Consider the following 12718-nt stretch of genomic DNA (forward strand, 5'->3'; position numbering starts at 1 on the left):
AAATACCGGCAATGACCGGAAAATTCAGCATCAGGGGGGTGAGGGGCAAGCGCACGCCAGCGCTTCCACCGCCCGAGCCGGCGATCCTCCGGGCTCGGGCCAGCGCCCCTCCAGCCCGGCCCACCCGCTTCCCTCCCCGAGCCGCCTCCCGAGCCCCCACTCCCCCCGCTCCCCCGCTCTACTGCCGTCGTCCCGCCCCCTCGCTACTCCTCACCCTCCCGGGGCCGGTCCGGCCGGGCCTGCCGGACCGCCGGGAAGCGCGTTTCATTGCGCTCGATCTTCGCGGCCAGCGCCGCCAGGGCATCGATGCCCAGCGCCTCGCAGAACTGCAGCAGATACGCCAGCACGTCCGCGACCTCGTCCTCGACCCGGCCGGCCACCCGCGGGTCGGACATCACCTTCGCCGATTCCTCCGGGGTCAACCACTGGAAGATCTCGACGAGTTCCGCGGCCTCGACGCTCAGCGCCGCGGCCAGGTTCTTGGGGGTGTGGTACTGCTGCCAGTCCCGCGCGGCCGCGAATTCGGCCAGTCGTCGCTGCAGCGCTTGAAGATCCTCGCTCATGCTCCTAGGTGTAGCACCTGTACGCCGGGCAGTCCGTCGGCGACCGAGGGGTCCCGTACCGTGCCCAGCAGCCGGACGTGCCCGCGTTCGGCCATCCGCACGGCCAGCGACACCAGCTCGCGGGTCTGCCTGCGGTCCATACAGCGGTCCATTCCGTCGGCCATGACGGTCATCTGCTGTTGTGCCGAGGGGATCTCCCCGGCGGGATCCATGGCCAGCACGCCCGGACCGGTCAGCAGCACCAGCGCCAGGGCGACGAACCGCAGCTCACCGTCGCCGAGCTGCTCGATGGGCATCTCGCCGAGCGCTCCCCGGTCGACCACGGCCTGCAGACGCCGTTCCTCCGCCGCTGCTCCCTGCACGGCATGCTGCGCACCGGAATCACTCCGTCCGCCACCCGTCGACGCCCCTGCGGCCAGGACCGCGGCCGTCCCCTCCGCCGACGTGTCCGGCTGCCTCGGTACGGCGCGCAGTCCGTCAACCGGGCCGGCGCATGCCTCCCGTACAGCCGCGACCAGCACCGCGTGCCGTCGTGCGCACTCCTTGCTCGTCCGCTCCAGTACGGCGGGCAGGTTGTCGCAGGAGGTCCGCAGCCGCCCCTCGTCGTGCACGACGTCGGCGTCGCGACCCCAGCCCTCGGCCCCGTTTCCGGCCCCCTTGCGGGCCCGGGTGCCCCAGCTGCCGGCGGCCGTCGGGGTCGCCGCCCCTTTTCCCGCGGTCTTCCCCGTGCCCGCCTTCTTGGCGCGGGCTCCCGTTCCGCCCGCACCTCCGCTGCCGGCCGCCATGGCCGTCCTCGTCCCCCGCATGACCTCCGGCCGGGGATCACAGACGAACGCCGAGCGCAGCGCGACCACGACCTGTTCGGCGGCGGCCAGGACGAGCCGTTGGCCCTCCGTCTTACCGGCGACGCGCAGCGGCAGCAGCGAGGTGCCGAGACGGTCGTCGGGCAGCGGTGCGCGGGTCACCGGGGTCGCGCCCGCGGTGTGCCAGGCTGCCTGGACCGCGGGACGGTCCGGATCGGTGAGGGCGGTGGTCAGCAGGGCTTGGCCGCCGCCGGTCAACCGCTCGCCGACGATCCGGAGTTCGGGCTCGGCCTGTACGGCGAGGTCGAGGTCGACGGGGCCGGCCGGGCCGTCGACCGTGCACCCGATCCGGAAACCGCGTCTCCCCTGTTCGTCGGGGCGCGCTCCCGCCGGCACACACGCCGACGCGCTGCCCGCGACGTCCCGTACGGCCCGGGCGAGGGACTCTCCGCTTCCTAGGCGGGCGAGGATCTCGTACGCCTGCAGCGCACTGGATTTGCCACTTCCGCTCTCGCCGCTCAACAGGGTCAGCGGGCCGAGCGGCAGGGTGACGCCGCGATGGGTCTTGAAGGCGGAGAGCCGTAACTCGGTGACCGCCGGTCGCACACTGCCGGTATCCATATGCGGACGCTATGCAGTGGCGCGACCGGAGAACCGTTCCGCCCGACCGCCCTTCCTACGAACGGGGGACGGCCCCCGTCACCGCCTCCGCGACCTCGGTGCCGACCGGCGCCAGAAGGAAGACGTTGGTGTCGACGCGGTGCATACCGCTGCCGAGCCCGAAGACGACACCACTGGAGAAGTCCAGGATGCGCTTGGCCACATCGGTGTCGGCGCTGCTGAGGTCCAGCAGGACCGGGATCTGCGCCATCAGGTACTCGGCGACCTCACGGGCGTCCGCGAAGGTCTGGACGCGGATGACCATGAAACGCCGCTGTTCCTCGGCCGGTTCGTCCTCCGGGAGGGCCCGGTGGTCTGGCCAGGAGGGCCATTCACTACTGCCGCGGAGCGGGACGACCTCGGCGAGCCCTTCCCACTGTTCGTCGGTGGCATCGGGGCCGTTCACCGAATCACCTCACCCAGAGGAGCAATGGCTGTCTGCGGTATCTGCATCGCGCAATTCTAGGGATAAGCATACAAAGCTCGCCGGACGCGACACACGCCGCGCCACGTCCCGTTCCATCCTGCACCACGGCCGCTGACCTGTGCTGACATCTGCGGCAGATATCCTGCGTCGAGATTCTGTGTGCCCGTTCATCCCCTCTTGTGACGGAGGTCGGTTCTATGAGCTCTGAACCTCCCGGCCGTCGGCCGCGTGGCCTGCGTGGCCTGCGCAAAGCCGCCAAGAAGCGGCCCGCCGGACCCCCGCCGGCCGAGACCGCCGACGACTCCCGCCCCCAGGAACCACCCGCCGAGAACACCAGCAGCGTCATCACCGCCGCCCTGTATCGCGACGGGCACCGCGTCAGCACCCACGACACACTCGCCGACGCCTTCCGGCAGCAGCGTGCCACTACGGACACCCTCGCCTGGATCGGACTGCACCGCCCCACCCCGTCCGAACTGGTCACCCTGGCCTCGGAGTTCGACCTCCATCCGTTGGCCGTCGAAGACGCCCTGGAGGCTCACCAGCGCCCCAAACTGGAACGCTACGGCGGCACCCTGTTCGTCGTGCTGCGCGCCGCGCGCTATCTGGACGACGCCGAAGAGGTCGACTTCGGCGAGCTGCACCTCTTCGTCGGGCGCGACTTCGTCATCACCGTGCGGCACGGGGGCGCACCGGACCTCACGGCCGTGCGCCGCCGCATGGAGGACGCCCCCGAGCTGCTCAAGCGCGGCCCCGAGGCCGTGCTCTACGCGATCCTCGACGCGGTCGTCGACGGCTACGCCCCGGTCGTCGCCGGGGTGCAGACCGACATCGACGAGATCGAGACCGAGGTGTTCGGCGGCGACCCCCGCGTCTCCCGCCGGATTTACGAACTCTCCCGGGAGGTCGTGGAGTTCCAACGGGCGACCCGACCGCTGAACGGCATCCTGGAGAGCCTGACCGCGGGCTTCGAGAAGTACGCCATCGACGAGGAGTTGCGCCGCTACCTGCGTGACGTGGCGGACCATGTTCTGCACACGACGGAGCGGGTGGACGGCTTCCGGCAGGCCCTCCAGGACATCCTCACCGTCAACGCCACGCTCGTGAACCAGCAGCAGAACGCCGAGATGCGGGCCCTGGCGGAGGCCGGCTTCGAGCAGAACGAGGAGGTCAAGAAGATCTCGTCGTGGGCGGCGATCCTGTTCGCACCGACGCTGGTCGGGACGATCTACGGCATGAATTTCCAGAACATGCCGGAGCTGCACTGGTCGTTCGGGTATCCCTTCGCCATCGGGCTGATGGTGGTGGTGTGCGTGAGCCTGTACTTCATTTTCAAGCGGAGGGACTGGCTCTGAGCCGGGCCGCGGGACCGGCCGACCGTCGCGGGGCCAGCCGCGAGTCGGCTGCTCGGCGGGCGTTGTCAGCTGCTCGGCGGGCGTTGTCAGTGGTGCCTCGTACGGTGGGAGCATGACTGAGCAGACATGGGCGGGGGTCCGCGAGCGGGTACGGCTGCTGGGCTCGGCACCGGGCGCGGAGCAGGTATTCGGTTACCGCGGCCACGACTTCGCGCTGGCCGACCCGCTCACGGCGGACGAACTGGCGGAGCTGGAGCGCTGGTTGGGAGTCCGCCTGCCCGATGCGTACCGGGAGTTCCTACGAGAGGTGGGCGCGGGCGGGGCGGGCCCGGCCTACGGCGTCTTTCCCGTACGCAGGGCGGCGGGCAGCGGTTGGGAGTGGGTGGGCGACGGGGGCAACATGACGACGCCGACCCGCTTGACCGAGCCGTTCCCCATAGAGGGGCCTGGTGCCGAGCTGCTCGATGCGTTGGAGGCGGAGCAGCCGGACGAGGCTGACTTCGAGAGTGCGGAGGAGTACGAAGAGGCGGAAGAGGCCTGGTGGGACCGGTGGGAGACGCTGATGTGGTCCGAGGACCGCACCGTCGGGGCGATATGCCTGTGCCACATCGGATGTGCCGAGCGCCGGTGGCTGGTGGTGAGCGGGCCGGAACGGGGCCGGATATGGGCGGACGCCCGCTGTGACGGCGTCGACATGCAGCCCCTGCGGCTCGGCTCGGACGACGCCACGCCGGTGACGTTCCGGAGTTGGTATCTGGAGTGGCTGGAGCAGGCCGAGCGCACGGCGGCGGAGGTCGCGGATACGACTGAGGTCACGGGTACGGCTGAGGTCACGGGTACGGCTGAGGTCGCGGGTACGGCTGAGGGGGCGCCGAGGGACGGGGCTGCGAGGGGCGGGGCTGCGATGGCCGGCTGAGCGCCGGCCAGTCGGCGGGGCAGGAACGGCGGGAGACGGGGGCGTGCCCGGGTGCCGGGCGGGGGGCGGGCGCGGGTGCCGGGCGCGGGTGCCGGGCGCGGGACGCCGGCTCGCACGACCGGCGGACCTCATGGCCGACGGGCCTCATGACCGACGGGTCATGTGCGACGGGCCTCATGACCCACGGACCTCATGGCAGGGGGCTGGCTCAGCGGGCCAAGCGGCCCAGGAGGGAGGAAGCAGCGGCGATACCGACCACGGCGGCCGCGACGAGTACGGCGTAGTCCAGGGCGAGATGGGCGTGGGTGCCGAGGAGAAGGCCGCGTAGGGCATCGACCTGATAGCTCAACGGGTTGATCTTGCTGACCGTTTGGAGCCAGCCGGGCATGATCGCCACCGGATACAGCGCGTTGGAGGCGAAGAAGAGCGGCATGGTGATGGCCTGGCCGATACCCATCAAGCGGTCGCGGGTGAGCACGATTCCGGCGATGGTCATCGACAGGCACGAGAAGAAGGCCGACCCGAGCACCACCGCCACGACCACGCCGAGGAGCCGTAGCGGGTTCCAGGTCATGGCCACACCCAGCAGGGCGGCGATGACGATCACCACCACGGCCTGGATCAGTGCTTTCACTCCGGCGGCAAACGCCTTTCCGGCGATCAAGGCGGCGCGTGGTGTCGGTGTGACCAGCAGCTTGGTGAGGATGCCGGCGTCCCGCTCCCAGATGATCATGATGCCGTAGAAGATCGCGATGAACATGGCCGACTGGGCGATGATGCCGGGCGCCAGATAGTCGATGTAGGGGGTGCCGCCGGTGGGGATGGCCTTGATGCGGGTGAAGGTCTCCCCGAAGACGAGGAGCCAGAGGGCGGGCTGGACGGCGCGGGTGTACAGCTCGGTCCGGTCGTGCCGCAGCTTCTGAAGTTCGACCACGCACATCGCGACGACCCGGGCGGGCAGCACCCGCCATCCGGTACGGGCGCGCGGCGGGGCCAGCAGCAGGTTCAGCTGTCCGGCGGCGGGACGGGCGTCAGCCGACGCGGTGTGCGGTGCGGCGGGTGCTTCGGACATCGCGGAAGTCTCCTGACTGCTCGTCGAGGCCGCTGCCGGCGACGTCCCGGAAGACGTCCTCCAGCGTCGGCACGGCATCGGACGGGCGCGACGGGGCCGCTGAGGGGGGCGGGGAGGAGAGAGGCGAAGAGGAGAGCGGTGAGGAGGGGAAGGGTGAAGAGGGGAGGGGGGAAGAGGGGAGCGGTGGGGCGGAGACGTGGGGGTGGGACGTGGAGACCGGGGACGGATGGGCCGATGTGACCGTCGTGGCCGGGGCGGGGGATGTCCGGCGGCGGGCGCGGAGGGCGGACTTGAGGTCGTCCGGTGTGCCGAGGGCGCGGATCCGGCCGTGGTGCATCAGGGCGACCCGGTCGCAGTACTGGTCGGCCTCGTCCATGTAGTGGGTGGTCACGAGGACGGTCATTCCTGTGGCGTCCCGTACCGCGTTGATGTGGTCCCAGACGCTGGTGCGGGCGATCGGGTCGAGGCCGATCGTCGGTTCGTCGAGCATCAGCAGACGGGGTGCGCTGACCAGCGCCTGGGCGAGTTCGAGGCGCCGGATCATGCCTCCCGAGTACGTCTTGGCGAGGCGGCCGGCCGCGTCGGTGAGGCCAACCGCCGCCAGCGCCTGGTCGACGCGTGCGGCGCGCTCGCGGCGGGAGACGTCGAAGACCCGGGCGAACAGCGTGACGTTCTCGCGGCCGGTGAGCCCGGCGTCGGCGGACAGCTGCTGGGGGACGTATCCGAGCAGCCGGCGGACCGCCATCCGCTCCCTGGCAGCGTCGTGCCCGAAGACCCGCACCATGCCGGCGGGGACGGGCAGCAGGGTGGTGATACAGCGGATCGCGGTGGTCTTCCCGGCACCGTTCGGCCCGAGCAGGCCGAAGACCTCACCGGCACGTACGGAGAGGTCGACGCCGTCGACGGCCCGGGTCTCGCCGAAGGCGTAGCGCAGGCCGTGGCAGAGCACGGCGTCGGAGCCGTCCGCGGCGGGTGCGGGACACACTGCACCGGCATGTGGTGCGCCGCCGAGGGGCCCGTCGGCGATTTCCTCGACGTTCTTCTCGACGTTCTTCTTGACGTTCCTCTCAAGGTTCCTCTTGGGGTGCCTCTTGAGGTGCCTTTCGGGGATCTCCTCGGGATTCTCCTCGGGGATTGCATCGGGAGTCATCAGCCCTCCGCCTCCTCGTGCAGGTTGTGGGCGAGTCTGCGCAGTGCCGGGAGGGCCGCGGCCAGCGCGGCCTGGTCGGCCTCGGAGAGCCGTGACACCTGTTCGCGTACGAGAGCGCTGCGGCGGACTTCCCAGTCCCTTAGCCGCGCGCAGGCGGCGGGGGTGGGGAACAGCAGTGCCGAGCGGCGGTCGTTCGGCGAGGTCTCACGGCGTAGATAGCCGGTCCGGCTGAGCCGGTTGACGAGGGTCGAGACCGAGTTGCCGGCGAGGTAGAGCTCCCTCGCGGCGTCCGAGACGCGGATGCCGGGGCGGGCCACGACCAGACGCAGGAGTTCCACCTCGGCGCCGCGCAGCGGGGGCGCGGTGAGGCCGGCCCGCAGGCGGCGCCGGATCAGCCGTTGGACACCGGCCAGCACGTCGGCGAGCGAATCGGGGAACTCCCCCATGGCCATGCCTCAATTTTAGCTCTGAGTGCGAGCTAGCGGAGGTTCCGCGTGGCTGGGGTGCGGCGGCGGCCCGGTGAAAACGGCCCGCGGTAGCCGTTCAGTCTGCCAGGGGCCCTTCAACCTGCACGTGTCCGTTCATGCACGTGTCCGTTCAGCCGGCCTCCGAGGACGGGGATGAGGAGGGGGATGAGGAGGGGGGAGGGATGGGGCGGGGGCGGAGTCGGTGCGCCTGCGGGCGGGGCGATCTTTGCGTAGGGGTGGGCCGCCGCTGCCGCTCTGGCCGTGCCGGACGGCTCCGGGGAGATCTGCCCGGGTGACGCCACGGGCGGCAGGAGGGCGTCACGAGCGGCGCCCGCGTTCCCAGCCGGTATCCACGACGCGCTTCCGGAACCGGAAGAGGATCAGCGGCACCCAGCGGCACGACGCCGATCACCAGCATCAGCCCGACGCCCTCAGTGACGCCCGCCTTCGCCGCGTTGCCGATCAAGGTGCCGAACCACCCCGAAGTCGGCGTCGCCGATAGTCGTGTTCTCCTCGCCGAACTCGCCCACCCCCTTGAGCAGCACCTTGAGTAGCAACGCGGGCAGGAAGGTGATCAAGAGGCCGTTGAGGAAGGCGCCGACGACCGCCTCGCGCCGCCCACCGGTGGAGTTGCCGTAGACGCCGGCCGCGCCACCCGTGAAGAAGTGCGGTACGAGTCCCGGCAGAACAAGCGCGAGGCCGAACGCCGAACGGAACGTCCAGGTGAGCACGCTGAGGCCGACCAGGCCGCCGACGAAGCTGGCGAGGAAGCCGATGAGCACGGTGTTCTGCGCGTACGGGAAGACGATGGGTACGTCGAGCGCCGGCACCGCGCCGGGCACGAGCCGGCCGGCGATGCCCTGAAGGCGGGGGCCAGCTCGGCCAGGATCGTGCGCACCCCGAACAGGATCACCGCGACCGCGATGCCGAACTGGGGGCCCTGCATGACGGAGTGCATGGCGGAGTGCATGACGTAGTTGCCGAGGTTGGCGGCCGGGCTGCCGCGTCGGCCGCGAACGCCTCGAAAGGCCGTGGCCTAGCCCGCCTTGACGAAGTTATCCACAGCCCGGACGAGCAACCTTGACAGCCAACTGCGGTCGGAGAAGCCTTTGTTCTGGATCCGGTCCTTTTCGGCAGTTGCCGGAAGTTCGGTGATCCAGGGGATCCGGGGGGACTGGAGAGAGTTGGGGGGAATCGGACCGAAGCAGGGCCTCTGGGGCCCCTGAGGTCTCTGAGGTCTCTAGGGATTTGGGGGACGGGACTCTGGACCACCGATAGAGGTCCAGGGATAACGAGCGATAGAGCTGCACGAGTAATAGAGCTGTACGAGCAATGCAGAGGGATGCAAGCGGAATTGGGGGTCCCGGGCTACCGGGAAACCGGGGGAATCGGGGGATCAGGGGGGATCATGACCAGGTATATGTGGGTGCGGCGTACGCCGTCATTGCGGAGCAGGTCGGAGGCACGGGCGCGGCTGCGCCGGGGCGTCGTTCTCGGAGCGGCGGTGCTCGCTCTCTCACTCCCGCTGTCGGCGTGTTCGTCGGACGGGGCAAGTGAGGCCGGTGGATCGAGTGGGGCAAGCGGGTCCGGTGGTTCATCGGCGGCCGAAGCGGCATCGTCGCCCAGCTCCTCCCCCACTCCGACCGTCGATCCGGAGTCCTACCGGCACGCCCTCACCAACGCCCTTGAACCGCTCAACAGCGCCCTGCACGCGGTTGACCAGGCACGGGAAGGAGGGGCGCTGAACCGGGCGCTGGACTCGGCGGCCAGCAGGGCCGAAGCCGCCGCGGACGCCCTCGAGACCGCCCGGACGCCGGACAACGCCACCACGGGCAACAGCCAACTCGCCACTTCACTACGCGCCTTGAGCCAGGACCTCAGGAGCGCACACGGAAGTGGAGGCCGGTGTGCCGACTCGCCACGCGTGACGCTCGGCACGGCGGAGAGCCCGAAGAGCGTGCGAGAGGCCGGCCGTGCACTCACGAGCCTGGGGTACGACGCCACGCTGCGGCTGCCGCGTACGGAAAAGGCGCAACACCGGCGGCTGGCCAATGGAGCGTTCATACGCGACAGCAGCCGGGGCGGGCTGGGCCGGCTGACGGTCAGGAACGGCACGAGCGGCGATGCGGTGGTGACGTTGACCAGAGGTACGCGGACGGCCTTCTCGGTCTACATACGTAAGGGGTCCGACACCACCATACGTAGCGTCAACAGCGGTTCCTACACGGTGTACTTCACCACCGGGGAGGACTGGAACAGCCGGAAGAGTTCGTTCACGAGAGAGTGCAGCTTCGAGAAGTTCGACGACAAGGCGAATTTCCGGACCGTCCAGGTTTCCGGTGGGACGCAGTACACGGTGCTGACGTTCACCTTGAACAAGGTGATCGGCGGCAATGCGACCACGAGTGAGGTGCCGCCAGGCGAGTTCCCGTCGTAAGGGCTGGTTCGATACCGGCGTGATGGCCGGCCGGGCGTGGGCCTGGTTACCAGGTGACGGTGTGGCGACCGGGGCTCGGAACAGGGCGTCGGGCGGCCGCCGGGCTGCGAGAGCACCTGGGTATTGTGCGCCGGGTGGGCGACAGCAGCTTGTGGACTCTGGCAATCGCGGCGGTAACCGGTGGCACGGCGGTGCTGGCCAGTTGGGTCACCAGTCGTGGCAGCGCGCAGGCGGCGCGGATCCAGGCGGAGATCGCCGCGCGCTCGCAACGCGCCGAGCGGCTGCGTGAGAGCCGGCGCACCGCGTACCTGGAGCTGATCGAACAGACCCATCGCATGGGCGAGTTGTTCTGGGAGATATCGGCGGCGCTGCGGCTGCCCGGCTCCGATGACCGGACGGCGACGCTGGCTGAACTGCATGACAGGGAGGTGGCGGAGTACCTCAAGATCCGTCGCTGTGCGCGTGTCGTCGAGCTGGAGGGCCCGCCGTCCGCCGCAGCCGCGGCGCTGTCGCTCCAGAAGGCGACCGGCCCGTTCTACGCGGCGGTCAAGCAGGAGCTGGCCGGTGAGGGCGACAGACGTGATGCGTTCGATGCCGCCTACAGACCGTTCTGGGCGGCGCTGGAGAACTTCGTGGACATGGCCCGCAACGCGCACCAGAGGACGGAGGCTTGGGGAGGGGACGCGTAGTCCGTGGCGCGAGCGGATCACGCCGGTGGACCGGACCGCGATGGACGGAGGCGGATCACACCGGTGGACCGGGAGCGCAGCGGGCGGAGCCGGATCGCACCGGTGGAGCCGGGGCGCAACGGACGGAGCCGGAGCGCAACGGACGGGGCTGGTGCGCAAGGACGGAGCTGGAACTACACCCGGGGAACCGGGTAGCACGCGGGAACTGAGGGGGCATTGCTCCGCTAATCTGCGGTGACGCCCCAGTAGCCGATCTCCGTTGGCCGGCCGTTGCGGTAGAGCACCGTGCAGTTCCCACGGCCACGTCTGGGGTAGGGCAGACGCTCGCAACTGAGGGCGTCGACCCACTCGGCGTGGGTGGGCTGACCACTGGGAGCCCAGGCACGCACCTCATGGTCGGTGAGTGGCCGCATAAAAGGGCCGTCGTCGGTATCAGCGGCGTCGATCATGAAGGGGAAGTCCAGCACGGAGCCGGTGCCGCCGGTGAAGATGTACTCGTGCCAGTGGGGGTCCGTCCACAGTTCCTCTATGGTCCTGCCCGCCCTGCCCTCGAAACCATGGTCGCTCTGCTCCAGTTCCGCCGCTTGCGCCTGTCGGAATGCCGTCGCCAGATCATGCTGATACGGGCCTGTCTGCCACCACGCGTTGCCACCCATGTCTGAGGCGATTCCCCCCCGAAGTCGAACTGTTCGATCAAAGGTGCAGCGTACGGGTCGGCACCGACAGTGGGGGTGTGGTCGGGGTTGCCGTGGGGGCCGTCGTCGGGGGGCACCCGGGCGCGTCGTCGGGGGGCGTCATCGGAGGCGTCGGCAAGGATGCCCCTCCCGCCCCTCGTGGGAGCCGTCATGCCGTGGACGCCGCGGCGCCCGGTGGCGTGCGTGGTCACCACACCGGGCGGAGGGGTGGCAGGGAGTCGTTGGGATGCAAGGCGCGGATGAGGTCGGCGAGTTCGGCGCGTACGACGGTGAGGTCTTGGCGGCCGGTTGCGCGGGCGGCTTCGGCTTCTACGTCGTGGAGGATGCGGCCGGCCACGGCCAGGTGCTGGTGTGCCGCTTCGGTGAGGACGACCAGTTTGCGTCGGCCGCCGGCCGGGTGGGGTTGCCGGCGTACGTAGCCGCGTTCTTCGAGGTCGTCGACGATCTGGCCGGCGGCCTGCTTGGTGACGCCCAGCCGTTCAGCGAGTTCGCTGCTGGTGGCGCCGTCTCCGCGGAGGACCTGGAAGGCCATGCCGTGGACGGGGCGGAGGTCTGGATAGCCGGCGTCGGCAACCCGGCGGGTGAATTCGCCGAGGAGGAGCTGGAAGGCCATACCGAGGAGGAAGGTCAGCTCGATGGTGGGGAGTTGGTCGTTGATGGGCCCTGCGCTCTCGGGCGGGGCGTTGCGGTTCGGCTCGTTGCGGGAGGCGGGGTGGTGTGACGCGGCGTGGTGTGACGTGGAGTTGTGGGATGTCGCGTCGTCGGGGCGGTCGTTGGTGTCGTCGGGGCGGGGGGTGGGGTGGGTGGGTTTGTGGTTGCGGGGCACGGAGTCATGGTGACACAGGCGAGTCAAGCTGCTTTACTTTCCCCTCGGGAGGGTGAGTAAAGCAGCTTTACTCACCCCGACCCTCGCTTGGCCTCGCTTGTCATTGCTTGTCCTCGCCTTGTCGTTTCCGCGAGTTGTCGGTTGCTCTGAGGGGATTTCATGGATGCGAACTCGTTCGCTTGTGTCATTACGCCGTCGGCCGGAGATGTCACCGCCACGCCCGCGGCCGTCATGACCGGGCTTGCTGCGCCGAGCCGGGGCAGTGCTGAACTGAGTACCTGGCAGGTGCGGATGGAGCCTGGGAGTGCCGGGCCGGAGCATGTGATCGACCGGGAGCAGGTGTGGATGCTGACCGTCGGGTCGATCGAGGTGACGGCCGGTGGGCGCACCGAGACGGTGGCTGCGGGGCAGACCCTGGTGGTTCCCGCCGGCGTGCTGCGGCAATTCCGTACGGGCGGGGAGCCGGCCGAGGCTCTGGTGGCCATGTCCGCCTCGGGGCGCGCCTCGGTGCCGGGAGATGAGGAGAGCCGGGCGTTGCCGTGGGCGGAGTGATGGACCGCGGGAGACGGCGGGAGGCGGCGGGAGGCCCTGGGAAACGGCGGGAGACGCTGACGGCCATTGCCGGAGGTGGCCAGGACGGGCCCCGTACCGCCGCGGG

At 70.0% G+C, this 12718-nt stretch carries 13 protein-coding genes and 1 pseudogene; 5 read left to right on the forward strand and 9 right to left on the reverse strand.

Annotation, left to right across the window (positions count from 1 at the left end):
* Positions 1 to 203: 203 nt before the first annotated feature.
* Genes ACFV1J_RS10545 through ACFV1J_RS10555 form a run of 3 tightly spaced genes read right to left on the reverse strand, consistent with a single transcriptional unit; the run spans position 204 to position 2432 of the window.
* Positions 204 to 563 carry a nucleotide pyrophosphohydrolase gene (locus ACFV1J_RS10545; RefSeq protein ID WP_385856910.1) on the reverse strand — a complete coding sequence of 120 codons (360 nt, stop codon included), beginning with the start codon at positions 561 to 563 and terminating at the stop codon, positions 204 to 206.
* Positions 560 to 1987: a biotin transporter BioY gene (locus tag ACFV1J_RS10550; RefSeq protein WP_385856911.1), complete on the reverse strand. Its 1428-nt coding sequence runs from the start codon at positions 1985 to 1987 to the stop codon at positions 560 to 562. The genes ACFV1J_RS10545 and ACFV1J_RS10550 overlap by 4 nt, the downstream gene beginning before the upstream one ends.
* 55 nt (positions 1988 to 2042) lie before the next feature.
* Positions 2043 to 2432 (reverse strand): cell division protein SepF, encoded by a 390-nt coding sequence (locus tag ACFV1J_RS10555; RefSeq protein ID WP_385856912.1) that lies wholly within the window; start codon positions 2430 to 2432, stop codon positions 2043 to 2045.
* A gap of 218 nt (positions 2433 to 2650) precedes the next feature.
* Between ACFV1J_RS10555 and corA the strand changes: the two genes are divergently transcribed.
* The gene (corA, locus tag ACFV1J_RS10560) at positions 2651 to 3808 is read left to right on the forward strand and encodes a magnesium/cobalt transporter CorA (RefSeq protein ID WP_385856913.1); all 1158 of its coding nucleotides are present in this window, start codon (positions 2651 to 2653) and stop codon (positions 3806 to 3808) included.
* A gap of 112 nt (positions 3809 to 3920) precedes the next feature.
* Positions 3921 to 4724, forward strand: a complete 804-nt coding sequence (locus ACFV1J_RS10565; protein ID WP_385856914.1) for an SMI1/KNR4 family protein — start codon at positions 3921 to 3923, stop codon at positions 4722 to 4724.
* A gap of 208 nt (positions 4725 to 4932) precedes the next feature.
* Here ACFV1J_RS10565 and ACFV1J_RS10570 read toward each other — a convergent pair whose 3' ends face one another.
* The 4 genes and pseudogenes from ACFV1J_RS10570 to ACFV1J_RS10585 form a co-directional block, all read right to left on the reverse strand.
* The gene (locus tag ACFV1J_RS10570; protein ID WP_385856916.1) at positions 4933 to 5796 is read right to left on the reverse strand and encodes an ABC transporter permease; all 864 of its coding nucleotides are present in this window, start codon (positions 5794 to 5796) and stop codon (positions 4933 to 4935) included.
* Positions 5756 to 6781 (reverse strand): ATP-binding cassette domain-containing protein, encoded by a 1026-nt coding sequence (locus tag ACFV1J_RS10575; protein WP_385856962.1) that lies wholly within the window; start codon positions 6779 to 6781, stop codon positions 5756 to 5758. The genes ACFV1J_RS10570 and ACFV1J_RS10575 overlap by 41 nt, the downstream gene beginning before the upstream one ends.
* A gap of 164 nt (positions 6782 to 6945) precedes the next feature.
* The gene (locus ACFV1J_RS10580) at positions 6946 to 7398 is read right to left on the reverse strand and encodes a MarR family winged helix-turn-helix transcriptional regulator (RefSeq protein ID WP_385856917.1); all 453 of its coding nucleotides are present in this window, start codon (positions 7396 to 7398) and stop codon (positions 6946 to 6948) included.
* Between the two features lie 446 nt (positions 7399 to 7844).
* Positions 7845 to 8383, reverse strand: a pseudogene (locus ACFV1J_RS10585) (PTS transporter subunit IIC).
* 954 nt (positions 8384 to 9337) lie between these two features.
* Between ACFV1J_RS10585 and ACFV1J_RS10590 the strand changes: the two are divergent.
* Together ACFV1J_RS10590 and ACFV1J_RS10595 are read left to right on the forward strand one after the other, a co-directional pair.
* On the forward strand, positions 9338 to 9850 hold the full coding sequence (locus tag ACFV1J_RS10590; protein WP_385856918.1) for a hypothetical protein: 513 nt from the start codon (positions 9338 to 9340) through the stop codon (positions 9848 to 9850).
* 134 nt (positions 9851 to 9984) lie between these two features.
* Positions 9985 to 10539, forward strand: a complete 555-nt coding sequence (locus tag ACFV1J_RS10595; RefSeq protein ID WP_385856919.1) for a hypothetical protein — start codon at positions 9985 to 9987, stop codon at positions 10537 to 10539.
* A gap of 224 nt (positions 10540 to 10763) precedes the next feature.
* On the opposite strand, the gene ACFV1J_RS10600 is transcribed toward ACFV1J_RS10595, so the two are convergent.
* Complete coding sequence (locus ACFV1J_RS10600) at positions 10764 to 11195, reverse strand: hypothetical protein (RefSeq protein ID WP_385856920.1); 432 nt, start codon at positions 11193 to 11195, stop codon at positions 10764 to 10766.
* 226 nt (positions 11196 to 11421) lie between these two features.
* Positions 11422 to 11847 carry a MarR family winged helix-turn-helix transcriptional regulator gene (locus ACFV1J_RS10605; protein WP_385856963.1) on the reverse strand — a complete coding sequence of 142 codons (426 nt, stop codon included), beginning with the start codon at positions 11845 to 11847 and terminating at the stop codon, positions 11422 to 11424.
* A 372-nt stretch (positions 11848 to 12219) separates the two neighbouring features.
* On the opposite strand from ACFV1J_RS10605, the gene ACFV1J_RS10610 reads away from it, so the two are divergent.
* Entirely contained in the window at positions 12220 to 12612 is a 393-nt protein-coding gene (locus tag ACFV1J_RS10610; RefSeq protein WP_385856921.1) for a cupin domain-containing protein, read from the forward strand.
* The last annotated feature ends 106 nt before the right edge of the window (positions 12613 to 12718 follow it).

Source organism: Streptomyces sp. NPDC059649 (genome assembly GCF_042734445.1).
GTDB lineage: Bacteria > Actinomycetota > Actinomycetes > Streptomycetales > Streptomycetaceae > Streptomyces.